This is a genomic window from Metabacillus rhizosphaerae (assembly GCF_037201795.1).
In the GTDB taxonomy this organism is placed as follows: domain Bacteria; phylum Bacillota; class Bacilli; order Bacillales; family Bacillaceae; genus Metabacillus; species Metabacillus rhizosphaerae.
In genome coordinates this window covers 3,596,054-3,616,417 of sequence record NZ_CP147403.1, presented here as the reverse complement: position 1 = coordinate 3,616,417, position 20,364 = coordinate 3,596,054, and the positions used below count along the sequence as shown (strand labels likewise).

At 35.1% G+C, this 20,364-nt stretch carries 23 protein-coding genes; 2 read left to right on the top strand and 21 right to left on the bottom strand.

Features of this window, described 5'->3' with window-relative positions:
• Positions 1-62: 62 nt before the first annotated feature.
• Positions 63-1,025, bottom strand: coding sequence for a helix-turn-helix transcriptional regulator (locus tag WCV66_RS17655; RefSeq protein ID WP_338786327.1), 963 nt, complete (start codon positions 1,023-1,025; stop codon positions 63-65).
• A gap of 110 nt (positions 1,026-1,135) precedes the next feature.
• On the opposite strand from WCV66_RS17655, the gene WCV66_RS17650 reads away from it, so the two are divergent.
• The gene (locus WCV66_RS17650) at positions 1,136-1,615 is read left to right on the top strand and encodes a GyrI-like domain-containing protein (protein WP_185653265.1); all 480 of its coding nucleotides are present in this window, start codon (positions 1,136-1,138) and stop codon (positions 1,613-1,615) included.
• Positions 1,616-1,636: 21 nt separating this feature from the next.
• Positions 1,637-2,101, top strand: a complete 465-nt coding sequence (locus tag WCV66_RS17645) for a phage tail protein (RefSeq protein ID WP_338786326.1) — start codon at positions 1,637-1,639, stop codon at positions 2,099-2,101.
• Positions 2,102-2,322: 221 nt separating this feature from the next.
• Here the strand turns inward: WCV66_RS17645 and WCV66_RS17640 are convergent, their stop codons facing one another.
• The 20 genes from WCV66_RS17640 to WCV66_RS17545 all read right to left on the bottom strand — a co-directional run bounded on the left by WCV66_RS17640 (position 2,323) and on the right by WCV66_RS17545 (position 19,910).
• Positions 2,323-2,793, bottom strand: coding sequence for a DUF2690 domain-containing protein (locus WCV66_RS17640; protein ID WP_185653267.1), 471 nt, complete (start codon positions 2,791-2,793; stop codon positions 2,323-2,325).
• A gap of 528 nt (positions 2,794-3,321) precedes the next feature.
• Positions 3,322-4,089: an ABC transporter permease gene (locus WCV66_RS17635; protein ID WP_185653268.1), complete on the bottom strand. Its 768-nt coding sequence runs from the start codon at positions 4,087-4,089 to the stop codon at positions 3,322-3,324.
• A gap of 5 nt (positions 4,090-4,094) precedes the next feature.
• Positions 4,095-5,012, bottom strand: coding sequence for an ATP-binding cassette domain-containing protein (locus tag WCV66_RS17630; RefSeq protein ID WP_338786324.1), 918 nt, complete (start codon positions 5,010-5,012; stop codon positions 4,095-4,097).
• 13 nt (positions 5,013-5,025) lie between these two features.
• Complete coding sequence (locus tag WCV66_RS17625) at positions 5,026-5,340, bottom strand: DUF1048 domain-containing protein (protein ID WP_338786323.1); 315 nt, start codon at positions 5,338-5,340, stop codon at positions 5,026-5,028.
• Positions 5,333-5,662, bottom strand: coding sequence for a PadR family transcriptional regulator (locus tag WCV66_RS17620; protein WP_338786322.1), 330 nt, complete (start codon positions 5,660-5,662; stop codon positions 5,333-5,335). Before WCV66_RS17620 ends, WCV66_RS17625 begins: the two co-directional genes overlap by 8 nt.
• 320 nt (positions 5,663-5,982) lie before the next feature.
• Positions 5,983-6,366: a VOC family protein gene (locus WCV66_RS17615; RefSeq protein WP_338786321.1), complete on the bottom strand. Its 384-nt coding sequence runs from the start codon at positions 6,364-6,366 to the stop codon at positions 5,983-5,985.
• A 109-nt stretch (positions 6,367-6,475) separates the two neighbouring features.
• Entirely contained in the window at positions 6,476-6,754 is a 279-nt protein-coding gene (locus WCV66_RS17610; protein WP_338786320.1) for a metalloregulator ArsR/SmtB family transcription factor, read from the bottom strand.
• A 302-nt stretch (positions 6,755-7,056) separates the two neighbouring features.
• The gene (locus tag WCV66_RS17605) at positions 7,057-7,569 is read right to left on the bottom strand and encodes a GNAT family protein (protein WP_338786319.1); all 513 of its coding nucleotides are present in this window, start codon (positions 7,567-7,569) and stop codon (positions 7,057-7,059) included.
• Positions 7,570-7,794: 225 nt separating this feature from the next.
• Positions 7,795-10,395: a phosphoenolpyruvate synthase gene (ppsA, locus tag WCV66_RS17600; RefSeq protein ID WP_338786318.1), complete on the bottom strand. Its 2,601-nt coding sequence runs from the start codon at positions 10,393-10,395 to the stop codon at positions 7,795-7,797.
• Between the two features lie 258 nt (positions 10,396-10,653).
• Positions 10,654-11,151, bottom strand: a complete 498-nt coding sequence (locus WCV66_RS17595) for a GNAT family N-acetyltransferase (RefSeq protein ID WP_338786317.1) — start codon at positions 11,149-11,151, stop codon at positions 10,654-10,656.
• A gap of 98 nt (positions 11,152-11,249) precedes the next feature.
• Complete coding sequence (locus tag WCV66_RS17590) at positions 11,250-12,011, bottom strand: Nif3-like dinuclear metal center hexameric protein (protein ID WP_338789478.1); 762 nt, start codon at positions 12,009-12,011, stop codon at positions 11,250-11,252.
• A 567-nt stretch (positions 12,012-12,578) separates the two neighbouring features.
• Entirely contained in the window at positions 12,579-13,427 is an 849-nt protein-coding gene (locus WCV66_RS17585) for a polysaccharide deacetylase family protein (RefSeq protein WP_338786316.1), read from the bottom strand.
• A gap of 4 nt (positions 13,428-13,431) precedes the next feature.
• Positions 13,432-13,884 carry a poly-beta-1,6-N-acetyl-D-glucosamine biosynthesis protein PgaD gene (locus WCV66_RS17580; protein WP_185653275.1) on the bottom strand — a complete coding sequence of 151 codons (453 nt, stop codon included), beginning with the start codon at positions 13,882-13,884 and terminating at the stop codon, positions 13,432-13,434.
• Positions 13,845-15,080: a poly-beta-1,6-N-acetyl-D-glucosamine synthase gene (gene pgaC / locus WCV66_RS17575; RefSeq protein WP_338786315.1), complete on the bottom strand. Its 1,236-nt coding sequence runs from the start codon at positions 15,078-15,080 to the stop codon at positions 13,845-13,847. Before pgaC ends, WCV66_RS17580 begins: the two co-directional genes overlap by 40 nt.
• A 689-nt stretch (positions 15,081-15,769) precedes the next feature.
• Positions 15,770-16,075: a hypothetical protein gene (locus WCV66_RS17570; RefSeq protein WP_338786314.1), complete on the bottom strand. Its 306-nt coding sequence runs from the start codon at positions 16,073-16,075 to the stop codon at positions 15,770-15,772.
• Between the two features lie 387 nt (positions 16,076-16,462).
• Positions 16,463-16,867 (bottom strand): sensor histidine kinase, encoded by a 405-nt coding sequence (locus tag WCV66_RS17565; RefSeq protein WP_338786313.1) that lies wholly within the window; start codon positions 16,865-16,867, stop codon positions 16,463-16,465.
• A gap of 347 nt (positions 16,868-17,214) precedes the next feature.
• A complete protein-coding gene (locus tag WCV66_RS17560) occupies positions 17,215-17,421 on the bottom strand; it encodes a hypothetical protein (RefSeq protein ID WP_338789573.1) in 207 nt (68 codons plus the stop codon).
• A complete protein-coding gene (locus tag WCV66_RS17555) occupies positions 17,366-17,518 on the bottom strand; it encodes a hypothetical protein (RefSeq protein ID WP_338789477.1) in 153 nt (50 codons plus the stop codon). Before WCV66_RS17555 ends, WCV66_RS17560 begins: the two co-directional genes overlap by 56 nt.
• A gap of 89 nt (positions 17,519-17,607) precedes the next feature.
• The gene (locus tag WCV66_RS17550; protein WP_338786312.1) at positions 17,608-18,186 is read right to left on the bottom strand and encodes a CBO0543 family protein; all 579 of its coding nucleotides are present in this window, start codon (positions 18,184-18,186) and stop codon (positions 17,608-17,610) included.
• Positions 18,187-18,422: 236 nt separating this feature from the next.
• A complete protein-coding gene (locus WCV66_RS17545) occupies positions 18,423-19,910 on the bottom strand; it encodes a phospholipase D-like domain-containing protein (RefSeq protein WP_338786311.1) in 1,488 nt (495 codons plus the stop codon).
• Positions 19,911-20,364 lie beyond the last annotated feature (454 nt).

Sequence of the window (20,364 nt, the reverse complement as noted above, 5' to 3'; positions counted from 1 at the left end):
CATCACCTAATGTAAATTAATAGTACCATAATCTTCAACTAACCTCAGTTTACTGGAACTGCTTATGGGCAAAATAAGGATAATCTGTTTTGTAAACACTCTAAAACTTCTTCTGGCATTTCCTTGACCTTGATATCCCCTCCTAAAAAAAGTAGCCAATTTGTTATTTCATTCAATTCTTCGGAATTATTAACATTGACAAAGGTCTTTAGAATGGCTGTAGCTTGGTAAGGATTCGTATAGGAAATTGAAACTTTTAAAGGGTGATATTTTTTGAACTGAGCAATCGACTTTGGACCAAGTTCAAGGACAAGGTTGATTACTTCTTCCTGCTTACTTAGCTTTTCTAAAATCTTTTTTTTACTTAATCTTGTTTTCGTTGGGTAGGGTTTGACATTGGTGAGATTGTCGACATGAAAAATCTGCTTCTTTTCTTCCTTTAAGTCAAAGCCTTCAATCAGCCACAGGCTTTTTTCACGATAAAGGTTTAATAGAAAAATTGGATAAGACTTTATTACATTTTCTTCTTTAATTGTAATCATTAAATATCTATCCAAAAGAAGAATTTGGATGAGTTTTTCTAACATGGGATGTGGGAGGTCCGACAGATCAAGTAGGTCAGGATTATTCGGATTGGTCCCTTCAAATAGCAAAATTTGATTTAAAAGAACAAGATCATCTTGTTGGTTTTCTGAGATGAGGCCTAGTAACTTTTCAGCTAAAGACTGACGACTCTTTAGATAGGGAAGTTGTTGATTTCTAGTGGCCATAAAGGCAATAAAAAGAGCTTTGACCTCATTATCGGTAAAGCGAACATCGGCCAGGACAGAATTGTGCATGACAAAATAACCGCCATCCCTTCCAACTTCAGCAACAAGTGGCATCCCCATTGACTCAATTTCTCTGATATCTCTAATAGCTGTCGAACGAGAGATGTTAAATTCTTGCATGATTTCAGAAATTGTAAAGTGGGAACGGTTGTTGATATACCGCATGATGATATTAATCCGTTCAACTTTTTTCATCTGGACTCCTAAACAGTATCATTTTTTGACATGATTTAAGACTATGATATATCTATCAAGTGAAGTCTACAAGTAATTTGATAAATTTAAAAAAGAGGAAGGTTTTGAATATGACAAATTATATCTTAGAAGAAAAAGACAGCTTTACTGTTTTGGGTTTTGGAACTGAGCTTAAGAGTCATTACACAGACTTTGCTGGCATAAACAAAGAAAAGTCTGATTTTTGGAATGCCTTCAGCCAAGACGGTAGACTAGACGCATTAAAAGCCTTAGCTATAAATGACTACGTTTTTGCTGTGAACGAAGCTGTGAATAATAAGATGATGCATTATGCTGGCGTTATGACAGAAGCACCAGCACCAGAAGAAGCCAGAGTTATCCAATTTCCCAAGGGTGATTACCTAGTTGTTAAAGGCGAAGCGAAGACAGCTGATGAATTGAATATTACACTTGCTGGCATTGCCTTTGGTCAAGTCTTGCCAGATGCTAAGAATTTTGCCTATGTTGGTGGGCCAAATGCAACGGTTGAGATGGGGCAGCGAAATGGGTTAATTTTTGGTGAAATGTGGATTCCTGTTGTTAGGAAATAAAGATTTTATGGAGGGATGGAAATGTCCTATATCATAGATTTTAAAAATGTGTCTAAGGTTGGTTTAGAATCTTCCCCTGTAGTAGAAGCGCTTGCTGGTTTACGTGCAAATGAATCCCGTTACTTTATGAACAAATACAAGCATGAATTTACAGTTGTGCCAGCTAGCGAAAGCAAGGAGACACTTGATTACGTGAACCTAATTTTGAAAGAAGAACGTGATATTGAGTTTACGGCCAAACCTTTAGAAACGTCGCGTTTTCAAGTGGGAAATATCAAATTTGCCTACGTCTTTTATGAGGATGGCCTTAGTGTAAACGTCATGTATACGGTTGATGATCCTAAGAAGCGTGCCGTTGGTTTTAAGCTTTCTGAGGTTATGGAGGTTCCAAAGGAATTAGAAGGAAAGTTTAAGTTTGCTAGGCAGAAGTCTAAACTAGCTGGAACAATACGGGGCTCGTTTTTTGTAATTAAAGGAGAATATTAAAGAGCGAAATTGGAAGAAAAAGAAGATGAACACTACATTTTGTAGAAATTCATCTTCTTTTTGGTTTGAAGGGGCATTTGTCAATAGCCCCTAAATGAAGATTTTTTTAGTTGTTTGTTAAATAAAAGCGCCTGATTATACAACAAGATTAAATATATGGATTATCAGAGTTATAATTACTAAATCTCATTTTCCTGAAGGATGCAAAATTTCTTCGTAGATTAATACCAAGTAGTTTTTGCTGTGCCACCTCCAGCAGCTCCAATGGCGTAAGCCTTATACCCAACACCATTATACACTTGTGCAGTATGACAAGAGGTTTGACCACGATTTATCCTTCCGTTACCACCACTACTAGCACAAGAATAAGACGTTCTTTTAGAACCGCTACTAGTATAACTATACACCGTTGCATTCCCAAAGGCATCTATCGGAGCAGCATTAGTTAGCTTCATATAAGCCCAAGATGTTTGACACTTATAACTCCATTTTAGGTATACAGTTCCAAGATAATAACCGTTGGGGTCAATAATATGTTTTGAAGCTTTGGTGACGCCATCACTTGAACAGCCTGTAGTAATAGGATTTGTACCATCATAAGATAGGGCAGATGCTTTTTCAGCTGGTGAAACCGCAAATATCAGACCAAAGACAAAAGTAATAATCATCCCAATATTAAATAGTTTTCTCATTAAAATTCCTCCTAAGTACTTATAAAACGATGCTTTACCTTACTGCCTCATACACATAACTTTCAGCACCATAAGAATAAAGTGATTCTTCTCCTAAGTAATCCCATCCCATCCGTTTGCAAATGTAGAAGATGGGACCAACAACGCAGTTACCAATGCCACGAAACTCATTTTCAACTTTTTCATGCTCATTCCTTCTCTCCGTTTTGAATTGAACGTTCCCTTTTTACTATATATAAATAAGGAAATATTTAACAGATACTTTCGTTCTGGTTTTGTTTTGGTGCAAAAGCTACAAAATACCTGCAACTTATCTCTAAAAGAGAAGAACGGTCAAAATGCTATAACCTTATGAGGATGTAGAAATAATTACTCCATACAAACCCAGTTAACATAATCGCAACTATCAGAAGTAAGCCAAAGAGCCAAATCCTTATGTATCAAGGATTTGGCTCTGTCTGTTTTTTTTCACATCGTTGATTTATCAACGTTAATAAAAGTAACGACTATTCTAGCAGCAATGACTCTTTAGACTCTTCGATAAACCTTCAATCCAAAAATATATGAAATCAATATTATTAACACCATCCAACCGATTGACAACCAAAGATCATTCCCAATAGCCTGAGAGTCTAATAGATTTCTAATGGTTTGAATAATCGGTGTCATTGGTTGATTTTCCGCAAATATTCGAACTACCTTTGGCATTCCTTCGACAGGAACAAAAGCTGAACTGACAAACAGTAGCATCAATAAGATATAAGAAAAAGAACTAGCTCCTTCTATACTTCCTGCAGCTAAACCAAAAGGAACTGAAATCCATGTTAATGCAAGAGAAAAAAGTAGTATCAATAACGCTACAAGTAGCCATTCCAAAAATGTTGCATCACTTCTAAATCCAGCTATAAATCCTACTATCAAAACAACAAGAATTGAAACTAACATAAAGATAACTGACGCAACAACCTGACCACCCAATACGGATGACTTTGCGATAGGCATTGACTTAAACCGATTGAACATCCCTGAAGTTTTATCCAAATTAATTCGTAACGAAGTGTACGCAGAGCCAGTGGCAATGGTCATTAAAAGGATTCCAGGAAGGATATAGTTAATATACTCTTCCTCAGTAACGCCTGGAATTTGGATGGCTCCACCAAATATAAAAACCATCCCCAATAACATCATAACAGGCATCGCAACAACGGTAATAAGAGTGTCGATACTACGTATGTTATGTTTAATGATCCGATTTGCAAGCGTTAATGTGTCACTTAAATTTTGTAAAACGTTCATAATTTTCATCCTTTCGTAAGTGTCATGAATACATCATCTAGGGTTGGAGTAATCATTTTGAATGTCTTGAGTTCAATTTTTTTAGTTGTTAGTGCATTCAATACGTCCAAGGTCGTTTTTATTTCTTCATCTAAATCTATCGAAATCTCACAATCTGCTCTATTGATTGGGGAATAAGATTCCAAAAGATTTAAAGCCCTTTCAGTATCTTGATGATTATTAAATACTAGAAGTAATTTATCTGCTCCTGCCAAACGTTTCATTTCATCTGGAGTACCATTGGCAACAATTTCACCTTCACGTAAAAAACCGATCTGGTCAGCTAAATAATCTGCTTCCTCTAGATATTGAGTCGTTAAAAAGATGGTTTTCCCTTGAGACTTCATTTCTTTAATCGTATTCCAAAGCTCCTGCCTGCTTTTCGGGTCTAATCCAGTAGTGGGTTCATCCAAAAATATAATTTCTGGATCCCCAACTAAACTCATGGCTAAGTCAAGACGGCGACGCATTCCTCCTGAATAAGTGGAGGCAGCTTTATTTTTCGCTTCTGTCAGATCAAATTTATCTAACAGAGTTTCAGCTATTTTTCTTGGATAGCGTTCATGACGTAATTTAGCAATTAGATGAAGGTTTTCGTATCCAGTGAGTACTCCGTCAACCGTAGTATTCTGGGAACTAAAGCTAAATGACTTTTGTGCCACTACCGGATTGTTAGCAACATCTATGTCTTGGATTGTCACTTTCCCACCATCACTATTTAATAACCCGGTTACAATTCTTAATAAAGTACTTTTCCCCGCTCCATTCGCTCCTAATAAAGCGTATATGGAACCTGTTTTCACAGTGATATTTACATTTTTTAGAACCTCATTCTCTTTAAAACTCTTTTTCACATTTTTGATGTTAAGGACTGTTGAATTCATGGTTCTCTCCCCTTTACTCAATAGAATCCCTTAATTTTTTTCTCATTTTATCCATCCATGTTTCTTCTGGAAATTCTGCTAGTAATGAGTCGGCAAATTCGGCAATATCATCCCCGACTACATCTCGTACACTTAGACCATCACTTGCACTATTCTCAAACATATCTAAAATACTTTTTAATAGCTCCAGCATTCCTGATCCTTTAGCATAGTTCCACATGTAGTTTTCAATTGCTTTCATTGCCTTTCTGTATTCTTCTGGTAAATTATCCACCCTTTTTTTATAGTCACGATATTCCCGTTTTTCTTGAATCATCTTTTTAATCATTGCTTTGCTCCTTTATCTCATTCATTTTATTTTCTAAAAATGTCCATCTCTTCCAAAAATGTTCTAATTCTTGTTCGCCTTTTGTATTTAAAGTATAGAATTTTCTCGCAGGCCCGAGCTCTGACTTTTTCTTCTCAATCTCGACCAGCCCTTTTTTTTCAATTCGAACAAGAATGGTATAGACTGTTCCTTCTACAATATCGTCAAAGCCTAAATCGTTTAGGTACTTAGTTATTTCATAGCCGTAGGTTTCTCCAGCACGGATCTTTTGAAGCACCACCCCTTCAAGAACACCTTTAAGCATTTCAGTTAAATCCTTCATATTTCCTCCTAATATTCTACTTAGTATTACTGAGTACTACTATATAGTATTACAAAGTAGATGTTGTGTCAAACCCATTTTTATTTACTTCTTTTATAATTATGTAAAAAAGCAGAATAGCCTTTCTTCAGTGAAAGAGAATGAAGAACTATTGAAACAAAAAGACTCGATCTATAATGGATAGACCTTAATAATGCAAAACCCCGTCCTAAAAGTAGGACAGGGTTAACATAAAGTGGTTTAACTTTTTATAAAAAACACTTCACCGAACTTACTACATAGCACTAGAGTCGTTAGAACTTGGATACTTCGTCATGATGTTACTCCTGCATGATCTGAATAAGGTTGCCGCATGTATCGTCGAAGACAGCTATTGTGAGATCGCCCATTTTTGTCGGTTCCATAGTAAACTTCACGCCTATATCTATTAATCGTTTATACTCTGCGTGAATATCTGCAACCCCAAACATTGTTACTGGGATGCCTTCAGCAAATAACTTCTCTTGATACTCTTTAGCGGCTGGATGGTTATTCGGTTCAAGTAATAGCTCGGTACCTTTTTGTTCCTCGGGAGAAACTAGCGTTATCCACCTAAATTCTCCTGTGGGAACGTCATGCTTTTTTACAAATCCCAGCGTTTCTGAATAAAATTCTAGTGCCTTATCTTGGTCTTCTACGAATATACTAGTAACAATGATTTTCATACTGTTTTTCCTCCTTTGATAGTTATGACGCATGGTGCTGTGCTAACAATTTGGCTACAAGCAAAACAACCCACACATTAGTCAGAAGTCCTGTTCCGTTTTTATAAATTTACTCTATCCATCCTTTCAGCAAATTTTTAAGTGGTTCGTTGTTGAAAATAATGACTCGATATTTTCCCCTTCGTTTTGACATTACGAGTCCTGCATCCTCTAATACAGAAAGATGTTTAGCTATCGCCTGTCGCGAAATAGAAAGATCGTGCTTCATAATGAGACGTACCGTAAGTTCATACAACGTCAGCTCGTTGCGTTCGGATAGTTCGTCTAATATAAGCCTCCGAGTCGAGTCACCAAGTGCTTTGAATATAGCGTCTTTGTCCCAATTCATATATTGAGTATAAGCAACCCTACGGTTGCTTGTCAAGCACATGTAACTGTAGGGTTGCGTGATGAGGGTCGAGAGAAACCAAACCATTAAAAAATAAAAAAATGCTCTACCTCTTTTTGAAGTAAAGCAAACGTTAGGTCAATAATTAAGTAATTGATTTTTTACTACTATGTAAAGTTATATCTAATAATTTATGTTTTATTGATGTCCATTCACTTTCGATAACGCTATAAAATACTGAATTACGGAAAGTTCCATCTTTTTTAATCAAATGATTTCTCAAAAAAGCTTGTCATTTTGGTTCATTTCCACTCTTCTTCCAAAATAGCGTAATAATACTCATCCCACCATTCATTACCCTTCGGAATACATTTTTTAAAATATCCTTCTCTTCTCATTCCAATCTTCTCCATTACTCGATATGATGGAATATTTTGTGGTTGACATGTAGCGATAATCCTATGTAATTTTATTTTTTCAAAACCAAATTCTAAAATAGCTTTTGCTGCTTCAGAAGCATATCCTTTATTATAATATTTGGGATTAAACACCCATCCAATCTCATAAGTATGTTCACCAAAATATTTGTAAAAAACAATATGCCCGATAAGAATATTTCCATCCATTAATACGACAGGAAATTTTTCAGCAGTATCACCCATATTTTTATTTACAAACTCTTTTGCATCTTCTTCAGTAAAAACTCCTTCTGGTATATATCTCATCACATTATGATCTGATGTATATTCATATACACCTTGCCAATCTTTAAACTCAAATTTACGAATCAATAACCTTTTGGTTTTTATGTACATTTACTTATCCCCCATCAAAGTAGTAATCCTTTATCAATGGTTCAAATAAAGCGACGCAAAGGTATGTTTTGCGTCGCTTTATTTAACATTTGAATTAATTGTATTAGCGTAAGTTTTGTCGGAATCTTGGTGCAAACCATAGTATAATTTCTATAAGATAGGGACAGTGAGACACGCTCTGATAATATTGGAGCGTTGCTATTAATTATTGGACGTATTCGGCAATTACAATATTTCGATATACCCTTCTGTTCCATGTACGCGAATTCGTTGCCCATCTTTTATCAGTTTGGTAGCATTTTCCACTCCAACAACTGCTGGTAAGCCATATTCACGTGCGATCACTGCTCCATGGGTCATCAGTCCGCCAACTTCAGTGACTAGGCCTTTAATGGATACAAACAATGGTGTCCAGCTAGGGTCAGTGAATAAGGTGACTAATATATCTCCATCTTCTAGATCAGCATCTTCCATGTTTAAGATCACACGAGCGCGTCCCTCGATAACTCCGGAAGAAACAGGGAGACCTATAATCGCTTCGGCTGGGAGATTTTCTCGTTTGTATTCACCTACAATGATTTCACCATCAGACGTGATAACACGTGGAGGAGTTAGTTTTTCATAAAATTTGTAGTCGTCTTTTCGTTTCCTGATAATCTGGTAATCCAGTTTATTGGTGCGTACGACTCTGTGAAGTTCTTCAAAAGTAAGATAGTATATATCTTCTTTTTCATGGAAAACGCCCGTTTGTACGAGTTGTTCGGCTTCTTTCAGTAAAGCCTGCTTATAAACGTAATAGCGATTAATCATGCCATATTTTGGATATTCACGATAGCCGATAAAATTCCGGATTAGGTCGATCATTCGTTTTGTTTCTTTAGCTTTTTGATCACCATCCGGTAATTGCTTCAATCGATCTAATAACTCTTGTTCTTTATTCAAAGCAACACGCAGCCCTTGTTCAAATTTCCGCTTTCCAGCATTTGGCTCTAAGTTTTTAATGTTACCGAGAACCATGGGAACAAGAGTAATAGGCTTTTCACTCCAACGAGTTTTCGTGATATCGATTTCTCCGGCACATCGCATTCCGTATTTGTTGAGAAAAGCATTGAAAGCGTTTCTAGCTTCCTGTCCACCATTAAAATTAACTAGTTCATCCAAAAAGTTATCATCTTTTACATGTTGTAAATAATCAATTACTTCTGGATATGGACGAATCACATCTGCGACATCCAATAGTGCTAGACCCATTTCCGAAGTAATATTATTTGGTACAGATTGAGAAAGCGTGTCCGCGGCGTTTTTTTCACCTAACCACTCGTTCATTTTTTCATTGATCCATGATGAAGCATTTATAGCAGCCGTAAATACAGCTGTACTTTGTGGGTCAAATAAAATCTTCTTTAATACCTGTATATCTTCTAGAATAAAATCAAATAATTCTGATCGTCTTTTCGTTTGAATGTTTTGTTTTAACTCTTCAATGGATGTTTGGCTACGATTAATCAAATCAGAAACGATTGATGGATTGTTTTCAATTTGTTCCAACATATCTGTATTGCCTCTGCTGGTATTCGGTGCTTTAATATCATTTGGTAACGATTTTATAAAATCTTTACGCTCAATGATGTTCATAAGTGCGTCTTTCATGAGCGGATCGTGTTGTGCCATAGCATTTAATAAAATGTTTCTACTGACAGGCGAAGCCAGTTGCTGTGTGACATCAACAAACAACCTTCCACCAGCTTTACGCATCGGTGCAGGAGTTGTTAACAGGAAAAAAGACAATCCCAATGGTTTCATGGAGTCAGTCATCATTTGTTGATGACCTACAGATACATAGACGTGATTTTCTTGGGTCTCCGCTTCAGGGATGGGGTATAAAGTGGTGATTGGACGACTCTGGACGATATAATATGTATCATCTACTAAACACCATTCGATATCTTGTGGCTGGCCGAAATAAGCTTCGATATTTCTTCCGATGTGTGCTAGTTTTAAAATCTGTTGGTCAGTAAGTGTTTGTGTCTTTTGCTGATCAGGATCGATCTGCTTTGTCTCTGTTCCGCCTTCTTTTCGTCCATAGATAGCCAATTTCTTGGTTGCAATTATCTTATCTGTGATCTCCTCTTCCCTTACTTTATAACAATTGGGAGAGACTAAGCCTGAGACCAGTGCTTCTCCAAGTCCAAAACTGGCATCGATTGATAGTAGCTTTCGGTTAGAAGTAATTGGATCAGCGGTAAATAAAATCCCTGATGCCTGTGGGAAAACCATCCGTTGAATGATAACGGATATGTACACTTGGCTTTGGTCAAATCCGTTTTGCATACGGTAAATTACCGCACGATCCGTAAATAGGGAAGCCCAACATTTGCTGATATGCTGCAAGATTGCTTCTTTTCCGATGATATTTAAATAGGTGTCTTGTTGACCAGCAAAAGAGGCATGAGGTAAATCTTCAGCAGTCGCACTAGAACGCACTGCATATGCATGTTCATCGCCAAGCTGGGAGAGATAATGAGTAACTGCGCCCGCAACATCGGAAGGAATTTCTACTTCCATAATGATTTGTCTAATCTTCCTGCTGATGTCACTAATTTGATCTCGATCCTCTACTTTTAGCATTGTTAGTTGTTCCAACAAAGCTTGAAACGTTTCATTTTGTTCGATGGCTTTTTGATACCCAACAGTTGTAATACAAAATCCTTCTGGTACTTGTATTCCTTGGATTTTTGATAATTCCCCTAAATTTACCCCTTTTCCGCCAACGAGCAATAGCTGAGATTTTTCCATTTCCTGAAAACCGAGAACCAAAGAACTCATTTACATCTCTCCTAACCATTAATGTCCTATTGATTTTAGCAGTAGAAAATGAGAATAAAAAGTCTATATTAACCATTTTTTAAATGCTATAATTATATTAGGAAGAGTACAAATTTATTTTGTTGCACTCATCTGCTCAGTTCGTTTAAGTACAATCCTTCAGAATATCATCTATACTTTTACACAAATCCCAGTTTCTTTTTCATTAAATGGTCCTTCTTACTTCAAAATGACCTGCCCCCTAAATAACAATTGCTTTTAAAGAAACAAAACCATATGCTCTTCATCTAAATATGTATTCTCAAATTTCAATGCTCTTCTTTCACTACCAAAAACCTCAAAACCCAAAAAAGAATAGAGTTTTTTTGCTGACTCATTTGTTGTCACCACAGATAAATAAATCTGCTCAATTCCTTTCAAATCTTTTGCCTTCTTAATTACTTCTACCATTAAACACTTTCCGATTCCAATACCACGTTTTTTAGGTGAAACGTACATGGCGAAGATATTGGCTTTATGTTTTAGTTTGAGCTTATTTTCTTTAACCAAAGTAACTACACCAACAAGTTTTTCATTTTCAAATGCCCCAAAAGTAAAAGATTGATCCGATTGAAATCGACTCTTATATGTCTCTAAGGGAATTTCTTTTTCCTCCTCGTAACTTGAACCGAATGACTCAGGATTATTTTGTAAAGCTTCTAATCTAATATTCCGATAATTCTCGGCATCTAAAGGATTCAAAAGTCTTATATTCATTGTTTCCTCCTAATTAAGCGAAAATGGTATTACCTATTTTTTACATAAGAACGTTAATTTTTCTTAACGCTTTAGTAATTAAATATCTATTCTCCATTTTATTGCTGGTTCAGTTCGATATGATCTTCCTTTAACTTTATAATTATAATATCCTTGTTTAATTCTTGGATTTTATTTGCTAAACTTTCTACACCAAAAATTTCTGTGAAAGTATGACTGCCAACTAAAAGGTTAATCCCTACAAATTTAGCATATTGAATAGTATATAAAGTTGCTTCTCCAGTTATATAAGTATCACATCCCTCTTCACGTGCTATTTTTATATGGGTTGTAGAATGTCCTGCACCAGTTAATACTCCTACTTTCTTTACCATCTTATCGTTATTTCTCCAGAATCTAACCGGCTCCTCTAACTTATCAATCATTTTTTGGACAAGAACATTAAATTCAATAGGTTCACTAAATACTCCTACTCCAGGCACATCGCCATTATCATAGACCGAGTGTTTAATAATGTTGTCAATACCAATAACATTCATAAGAGAAGTACAAGTGCCAAATTCGATAAAGTCTAATGGACCGTGTATCCAGAAGTGACTGATATTGTATTCTTTTAATTTCTTTAGGCATTCCTCTTTTAATCCATAAATAAAATCCCAGGCATCGTGATGAGTAACCATTAAATCAATATTGTTCTCAGCAGCTTTCTCAATTGTTTCGATAGATAAATTAGTAGCATACCCAATAGTAGAAATCGAGTCATTAGACTTATTAGTAAAACCGTAATCTCCATTAAGTTCTTCCAATAACTCTTCATGAAAGAGTCTTTTGATATAATGTTCGAATTGTTTTAAATTTATCATTTTCCCCCTTGTAAGTTTTTACTTTGTTCCACTACCTGTTAGATTGGCATAACCCCTTCTGGATGTTCTGCTCCTTAGCCGTCCATGCAGTAAAAATTCGTTGCTGTACCACAGAGTATGAAAACAAGTTGAACTGTCTTTACTGATTCTTAATATGACTTTCTATAAATCATTAAACAAATCCTGTTCGTTCAACTAAACTCATTCTGTAGTTCAATAAAAAAGTGCATTACCTCTTGTTGAAGTAATGCACCCGGTGGGCATCCATGCAGCAAAAATTCGTCACTGCACTACAGAGAATGAAAATATATTAAACTCTCTATACTAATTCTTCACCCAGACAAACCAATACATAGATTATTGATTTGAGCTATCTCCATCTGTTATAACGATTGAGATGGATCTTCTTTGGTATTGTTAAGTAGAATAGGTCTATCAAAGCTTTTCTTTCATTTCCTCTTTTTATTAAGAATTAATATCCTTGCTTAGTTTTTCAAAAAGATCCAATTGACGAAGATCTATATCTATCTTTCCTAGTCAACTTTATTTCAATAATTAATCATATTAATCAATCCATTTATCCACAATGTCTTCAAAAACTTCATCATTCACAAGTATACGGTTAATCCAGTATTTATCGTTATCAGCCGTTATCGATCTAGGAGCAAGAATATAGGCACTTTCAAATCCATTTTGGTGAATCAAGTCTGCTAAATCGTCTCTACCATTTCCGTATGGATAAGCGAAATCCTTCACTTTTAAGTTTAATTTCTTTTCGATTGTTTTTTTACTTAAGAGAAGATCCTTTTCGAATTTTTTTTGCATTTCTTCCTTAAAAAAGATTGGCTCCTCATCTACTAATTTATGCATGTCATACGTATGAGAACCAACAGTTGCTAAATCACTATCAACCATTTCCTTCAGTTGCTTCCATGAAGAGAGGTTTAAGTTGCCAAATTCATTTCCAACTTGTCCTGCGATAACGAATAATGTAAAGGGAATTTCATATTCCTTCAAAATGGGGAATGCATTGCGATAAACAGAAATGTCAATATCATCAAAAGAAATCCAAACACATTTTTCAGGGAATTTCCCATCCTCTTGAGCTTCTTGGATCTCATCAGGGTTGAGAAATTTAGCCCCTTGTTCTTTCAAATGCTTCATTTGTTTGTTGAAGTCATCTTCATACACGTTATACATTGTTAATTCATCAGAGCCTGTTAAGAATTCAATGGATTTGTTCAGTAGCGTGTCTTCACGTATACGATGGTAATTTAAGCCCAAACATCCGTTTGTATCAAGTTCTTCGGGGAAACTCATAGCTGGTTTAGAAAAATTAATATTACTATATAATAAATAACTAGCTAAAATAATGATTAAAACTATACAAAAACCAGAAATATATTTTTTCATAAAATCACCTTATATATAGATCTTTTATAGGATTTTTCTCAAATATAATGACATTTGATTCGTGTAAAGAGTCAAAATCTTTTTCGCTTATTAACTTAAGGCTTAAAAGATCTTCTTTTGTAGAATGTTCAGGGTAGACTCTTCTATTTAAAGATCCAAACCTTTTTTTATTGTACAGCTTCCAACTCCAAAGCCCTAGATAAAAAACAATCCATATAATGAAGACAATAAAAAGAAAAGAACGAATATCACTGTTAGTCATTTTAAAAGACGTTTTTATAAGACTGATATAGCGATCATTGTAATCAATTAAGGCACTAATAAAAAAGATAATAACACCTAAACAATAAAACCAGACAACAATTGAAAATATTGATATCACCAATTCCCTTAACCAATTAATTTTTGTATGGATAATTAACTCACTTTTCTGTTGCCTCTGTCTGGACTTGACCATGTTGCATACCCACCTTTCAATCTAGATTTAATCGCTTTTGGAAGAGCAAACATGACGATAAAAGCGTTTAATATCCAGTAAATAGCAGGGTACCACGCAGCCCATAGGTAATACTTTGTAATATTGTCATACTTTGAGTCGACTCTTATCGATGACCAAAGTTGGATAAGACTCATAAAAACAAGGGAAAAGGACGAAAATGTTATCCAAATAAAAAACTGCTGAATCGTAGTTGCAGAAAACAAATAGAATAATGTAACAAATACCCATGAAAAGGACCAAATCAGACTAACCCATTGTTCTAGGTATACAGGCCAAATTCTTCTTTGGCGGCTGTCTAACAAAATCCGCCAATTTCTCATCATAACCTCTTGTCCACCTTGAGCCCATCTAATTCTTTGTTTCCAAATACCTCTTATCGTTTCAGGAACAAGCATCCAACACAATGCACGCGGCTCATAGCGAATGTCCCAGAAACGCTGTTGTAATTTCCAAGAAACAGATATATCTTCTGTGATCATATCTCTGTCCCATAATCCAACATCAATTAGAGCCTTTTTTCGAAATGCTACAACTACTCCTGAAACGGTCATGATTTTACCTAGTATTCTTTGTGTTCTTTTAATCGCTCCTATAATTGACGCGTATTCAACAATCTGTAATCGACTAAGCAATGTATCACGATTACGGATTCTTGGATTACCTGTTACCGCTCCTAACCTTTCTCCCTTATGTAGGAAATGATATATAAGGTAATGTGCTGCATATTGATCTAATAATGCATCAGAATCTACGCAGATAAGGTACTCTGCTTTTGATGCATGACAAGCAATTATTAAAGCATTTGCCTTGCCTCTATTCTCCTGGCAATCAATGACTTTGAGATCTTGATGCTGTTTAGCCAGTTGTCGAAGGATTTTAAAGGTATCATCTGTACTTCCATCATTTACTGCGATAATTTCTTTTTTTGGATAGGATATTCCAGACAAATGCTGGATCGTTTCTTCAATCGTTTCTTCCTCGTTATAGCAGGGTACCAAAATGCTAATCAATGGCCAGTCAATATTTTCAAAGTCTATAAATTCTTCTTTTTCACGAAACTTAAAGAAAAGACTTGAACCAGCAATCCAAAGCACTGACATAATTAACGGATACCAAAATACAAATTCTGACAAAGAATTAATAACATTTTCCACTTTTACACCTCATAAAGAGAATAATACAATTTTACTTTTTATTTATTTGAATCCGAGAATGCTTTTTAAACACTAGAAACAGATACATATTTCCTATGTAATAATACCTAATCAATCAAAAAACAACAAGATAATTGTAATGGGAAATATACTCTTTCCAAAAGCTAATCCTGTTGCATTTTTGAGTTCTTTATCAATTGAATTAAAAAACCATGCTACAAGGCATAGTAATAGCATTTAAATTTGAAGAAAAAGGACTAATAAAGAGACTATAAAATCACCAAAACCAATTGTTTCATAAAGCACCTCTTACAATTCTTTAGGTTAATTTACCCTTGTTGGGGATTAAATATAGAAAATCCTTCTTGCACTCAACAAAAAAAGCGTTAATCCTTCTTGGATCAACGCACTCATTAGCATAAGTATTTAAATAACCATTCTAGAACATTAAATTCAATAGGTTCACTAAATTGGCAACTGGTTGAATTATCCCTTCTTGAAGTCATGCACCCGGTAGCCATCCATGCAGCAAAAATTCGTCGCTGCACTGCAGAGATTGAAAATATGTTTAACTCTCTATACTGATTCTTAATCCAGACAGCTCAATCCATAGATTATTGATTTGAGCTATCTCCTTCTTTTTTAACATATAAGATAGGTATTGTCGTTTTGGGAACTAGAAAGACTGTTTATCTTTTATTAAATATCTTTCCAATTTTATTGATTCCCCTAAAAATAAGTATACTAGTGAAATAAATAAAAGTTGCAAAGCAGCCTTCCCCCGCCGTATCATCATTTTTCCAGCGAACTTCAAACAGCCAGCCAATTCCGTAATTTGCTGCAATCCAGACCGCAAATACCTTCCAGAAAATAATCCAGCTTTCTCCAAACAAAGCAGAGAAGAAGGTCACAATTGACAAACCTCCGAACCAAACAATGACAAGAGTACATAGTACAAAAAACATAAACCTAAAGATAGATCCAAAACAACCCACTATCATTTCACTCCTGATCTTAACTTTGTTAATGAATCTATTATTATCAATAATTTCATACTTTCTGTGACAAATACAGACTCTACTATTATATCCTTATTTAATAATAGATAGATGGAATCGCTGCAAATCCATCACTCACTATTATCCCATATAGAATAAATTCAACCTATGGTATAAAGGAACTATCACTACTATAAAAACAACTACTTGTCGAAGGATAGCACCCATTTCGTTAATCAAATTTGAAGCCTAATGTCTACCTATAGGGTACTTTTTTGTAAAGGCAGCTCAATAAGAATTTTTTTACATATATAGTCTAGGACAATATGAATTCGTTCCTGCACTATATAATCTCCTTCAATCCTCAAGACTGGACAAGTTAAGTTATCTCGGTAGTTTAATCTTAAAAGTGGTGCCCTCATTTATTAACGAGGATACCTCCATTTTACCTCTATGAGATTCAATAATTTGTTTGCAAATAGATAATCCAAGACCCAGCCCTTTTTCTTTCGAAGAATAAAATGGGGTAAAAAGTTTCTTCAATTGCTCTTCAGTCAACCCATTACCATCATCTTTTACTTCAATTTCAATGTAAGGATCATTTAAATGACTAACTTGAGCAAGAGAAACGTTTATGTTTCCACCATTATCAATGGCTTCGATTGCATTTTTTATGATATTAATGAGCACTTGTTTAATCTGTGATTCATCAATCAATATATGTAAATTTTCTTTTAAACCTGTTTGAAAATCGACTGTTACGTTATGTTGAGTGGCTTGATTATTCATTAGATAAATGGTTTCTTTTGTAAGCTCCACTATATGGGGTAGTACCAGCGAAGCTGACACCACCCGCAATAAGGAAATGTCAAGGTTATAATAATAAGTTGTTTAAGTTTTAATACTTCTAACACGCATACCCCCGTCCTGTTTTGGATGGGAGTAAACTAAAGTTGTTAAATTTTTTAATAAGGAAGCCTTATCAATACAGTCGTTTAAAATATTAATTTTCTTAAACAATCGCGCCCGATTATTGAATAACAATACAATTCAACTTTTAGCCAAAGACGTTAGAGATCGCTGCTATTAATATCAAGTGAGTAATCACCGGGTATATAGTTTGAAATTTTCCTAGGCTAGTTAAATAGACAATTCTTACTGAAAATTGTGAATCCAACCTCTTCCACATCGATAAATGTTTCGACTTTATTTATATCAACATTTTTAAATAATGTTGGTTTATTCCATTGTCTTGAGGGAATTAAATCCTTCTCCACAATACCTTCCTCAACATGAGAAGCGTCCACAATCCGAAGGCATATAAAAAGTGAACTTATCTTCATAAATGGTATTTCCTAAAAAATCTCCAAGTATTAACACAAAAACTAAGTGGAACGGGGTGAACTGTGAGATGGATGTTCTGCCTGTTATGATAATCATAAAAAATAAGGTGACAAAACCTACTATGACTTTGATCGTCAGTAAACCAATATTAACTTCTTCCAAAGTTTTTTCCTCCAATTTAAAATTTACTTAGTTGTAAGATCTTGAAGTTTAGATAAAGAGGCTAGTTTTAGTATTAAAGCTCGAGTTCCAATACCAACGATGATGTAATATATGAATGAATAACTGTATCTCCACTCAAAATAATAAACAAGTTCGACCCACTCGGAAAAAGGTTCACCAATAAAGGCGTATGTGAGTGCCATAGTGATTTGTGCGATTACAAAAAATTTCCATGTTCTAAAATATTGATATAACAACATGTAAGCTACAGGCATCATTGAAAAATCAAAGGGAAAGGCCCTAGGAATAATAGGTAGGAATGCAATTGGATAATCCCAAAACCTATATTGTAAGCCAACTACATCTAATAAGGTTGTTGTTATGATAATTATGGTACCAAACAACAAAATTTCTAAAATAATGTCTCGTTTAACGAGTTTAGACCATATAATCCAAGGCACAACTAAAAAACCAACTAATATCCACCATTCCCAAGTTAAAAATTCATTCTTTAGCCAATAATTTAATTCTAAAAGGTACAGTTTATCCTCTAATAAACGTATTTCCTTAAAATTTTCAAATATATTATCTATTGATATCATCCCTTATATTTAAATTAAAAAATAACAGATATTTTTGAATTCAAACACTTTGAGCTGTCTTTTTAGGATTACCGTTTTTTAGTAATGAATTACCATCGTAAATAAAAAAACCACGATAGAAGTTCTTCTAACACAGGTTTTCGACTTTTTTTAAAATAAATCAGAAATATTTTAAAGCCAATGAAATTTTTTAAATCTAGATTTAAGATAGAACAATAAAAACAGGATACATCAACTTATAATAATGGAGAAAGCAGGCGAGCACCCTGTTCAATAATGCGCTCGGTTAGGGATCGTTGCAGCAAGTCTTCAATTCTTAATGGTACAGAATCAGTAAGATCGCGTTCGAACTGCTCTGTGAGTTCCCTCGCCACATCAGCACTGTACAAGATTTGACACACCTCATAATTCAGGCGGAAACTTCTCATATCATAGTTTGCTGAGCCTACTTCTGCAATTTCCTCATCGATGATCAACACCTTCGTATGTATCATTCCTTTGTTGTACTGGTAGATTTCGACTCCAGCTTCTATAAGTTCTCCGTAATAAGTGCGGCTTGCAATGTCCACGATTTTTTGATTATTGTGGAGAGGAACCAGCAATCTTACGCGCACACCACGTGCTACTGCTGTCTTTAATGCCATGATAATATCTGTTTCTGGTACAAAATAGGGTGTTGTTATATCAATAGTCTTAGTCGCCTGTGTTATACATATAAAGTAAGTTTGACGTATAACTGGGGTGGGAATTCCAGGGTTTCCTTCCAACGTATGGATATACGCTTTTTGAAATGTCCTTGTTTTTGGCGATATGTTTATCTCATTATAATTTAGGGTGCTCAACTCTGATCCCAATTCGGCTGACCACCTGACATGATCTTCTCTGCCGATTGGATTGATTACATCAGACTTTGTTTTCCGATTTGTTTTTGATTTTATCCTTTCCGGCACAGCCATATTCCAATGAACATCAAAAACAGTCTGCAAATCGACCAATGCATCTCCTATGATTTGCAAATGGGTATCCCGCCAGAAGCCAACGTCAGGCTTCAATCCTGTATATTCATATCCTACGTTCATGCATCCAGTAAAAGCTATTTTTCCGTCGATTGTGACAATTCTACAATGATCTCGATAATTCCAATACGACAAGATCCAGGGAAACCGTAAAGGAAATATTGTCCTGCATTCTATCCCTGCTTCAACCATCTGCTGGATTTTTTTACGCGGGAATTTATAACTCCCCAAGCCATCTCTCATAAAACGAACCTGCACTCCATTTAATGCTTTTTTGATTAGCAGTTCTGTGATGCAATTTCCAATTTGGTCATTCCGATATATGAAATATTCCAGATCAATTGTTTTTTGGGCTTTTTTCAGGGATTCAAGGAGTTGTTCATATTTTGCTATTCCATTGTTAAACACTTGGACTTGGCCCATTCGAAGCCCATTCACAGTTAAATTCCGTAAAGCACCGGCAATTACCGATGCTGAATCACCGAATGTCTCAGGTAATTTGTTAGATTCATTTTTAGAAGAGGTCAATCTTTTTCGATGAATAAACTTAGGGTTTGATATGCTAAGATAAAGCAATAAACCAATGACTGGCAATAGAAAGACGATTATTATCCAATTCAATGCCTTGGCAGGCCTACGTACTTCCCAAATTGCTATGAATAACATAAATAGTGCATTAAATAGATATAGACCAAAAATCCACTCCAACTAAATCCCTCCCTTGTTTTTCTCTTAACATGTACAAACTGTGTAGGGAGTATACGTTTGGAATACGAAGGAAATGTTTAGATATACATTACAGGCTCACCTTTGGGTGAACGATTATAAGTGGGAAAATTTTAATGGACTTTCAAATTTATGCACGTGACTGGCTTGTTCCTCATGAAGAGGAGGAGTAAGCAGAGACTTTCAGTATGCAGGAAGCAATTAGGCGTGCCATCCAATATAATGCAGAAATAAAATAAGCTGAGACAGCCCATTCACCGTATTATAGATACAAAGACAGTCATGGACACACATGAATTTTGATTTGAGGACGCACGCATGATGGAACCAAAAATTACGTGACAAAAAAAGTTGTTTACTAAATCCCTTTATTAAACTATATGTCCCGATACAAAAATAAAGAGCGCAATTCATGCTACAGAATACCAGCTAATAT

Coding starts and splice junctions, on each gene's coding strand:
- WCV66_RS17655 (WP_338786327.1), bottom strand. CDS start 1,025: ATGAAAAAAGTTGAACGGATTAATATCATCATGCGGTATATCAACAAC.
- WCV66_RS17650 (WP_185653265.1), top strand. CDS start 1,136: ATGACAAATTATATCTTAGAAGAAAAAGACAGCTTTACTGTTTTGGGT.
- WCV66_RS17645 (WP_338786326.1), top strand. CDS start 1,637: ATGTCCTATATCATAGATTTTAAAAATGTGTCTAAGGTTGGTTTAGAA.
- WCV66_RS17640 (WP_185653267.1), bottom strand. CDS start 2,793: ATGAGAAAACTATTTAATATTGGGATGATTATTACTTTTGTCTTTGGT.
- WCV66_RS17635 (WP_185653268.1), bottom strand. CDS start 4,089: ATGAACGTTTTACAAAATTTAAGTGACACATTAACGCTTGCAAATCGG.
- WCV66_RS17630 (WP_338786324.1), bottom strand. CDS start 5,012: ATGAATTCAACAGTCCTTAACATCAAAAATGTGAAAAAGAGTTTTAAA.
- WCV66_RS17625 (WP_338786323.1), bottom strand. CDS start 5,340: ATGATTAAAAAGATGATTCAAGAAAAACGGGAATATCGTGACTATAAA.
- WCV66_RS17620 (WP_338786322.1), bottom strand. CDS start 5,662: ATGAAGGATTTAACTGAAATGCTTAAAGGTGTTCTTGAAGGGGTGGTG.
- WCV66_RS17615 (WP_338786321.1), bottom strand. CDS start 6,366: ATGAAAATCATTGTTACTAGTATATTCGTAGAAGACCAAGATAAGGCA.
- WCV66_RS17610 (WP_338786320.1), bottom strand. CDS start 6,754: ATGAATTGGGACAAAGACGCTATATTCAAAGCACTTGGTGACTCGACT.
- WCV66_RS17605 (WP_338786319.1), bottom strand. CDS start 7,569: ATGTACATAAAAACCAAAAGGTTATTGATTCGTAAATTTGAGTTTAAA.
- ppsA (WP_338786318.1), bottom strand. CDS start 10,395: ATGAGTTCTTTGGTTCTCGGTTTTCAGGAAATGGAAAAATCTCAGCTA.
- WCV66_RS17595 (WP_338786317.1), bottom strand. CDS start 11,151: ATGAATATAAGACTTTTGAATCCTTTAGATGCCGAGAATTATCGGAAT.
- WCV66_RS17585 (WP_338786316.1), bottom strand. CDS start 13,427: ATGAAAAAATATATTTCTGGTTTTTGTATAGTTTTAATCATTATTTTA.
- WCV66_RS17580 (WP_185653275.1), bottom strand. CDS start 13,884: ATGGTCAAGTCCAGACAGAGGCAACAGAAAAGTGAGTTAATTATCCAT.
- WCV66_RS17565 (WP_338786313.1), bottom strand. CDS start 16,867: ATGAATAATCAAGCCACTCAACATAACGTAACAGTCGATTTTCAAACA.
- WCV66_RS17560 (WP_338789573.1), bottom strand. CDS start 17,421: ATGAAGATAAGTTCACTTTTTATATGCCTTCGGATTGTGGACGCTTCT.
- WCV66_RS17555 (WP_338789477.1), bottom strand. CDS start 17,518: ATGATTATCATAACAGGCAGAACATCCATCTCACAGTTCACCCCGTTC.
- WCV66_RS17550 (WP_338786312.1), bottom strand. CDS start 18,186: ATGATATCAATAGATAATATATTTGAAAATTTTAAGGAAATACGTTTA.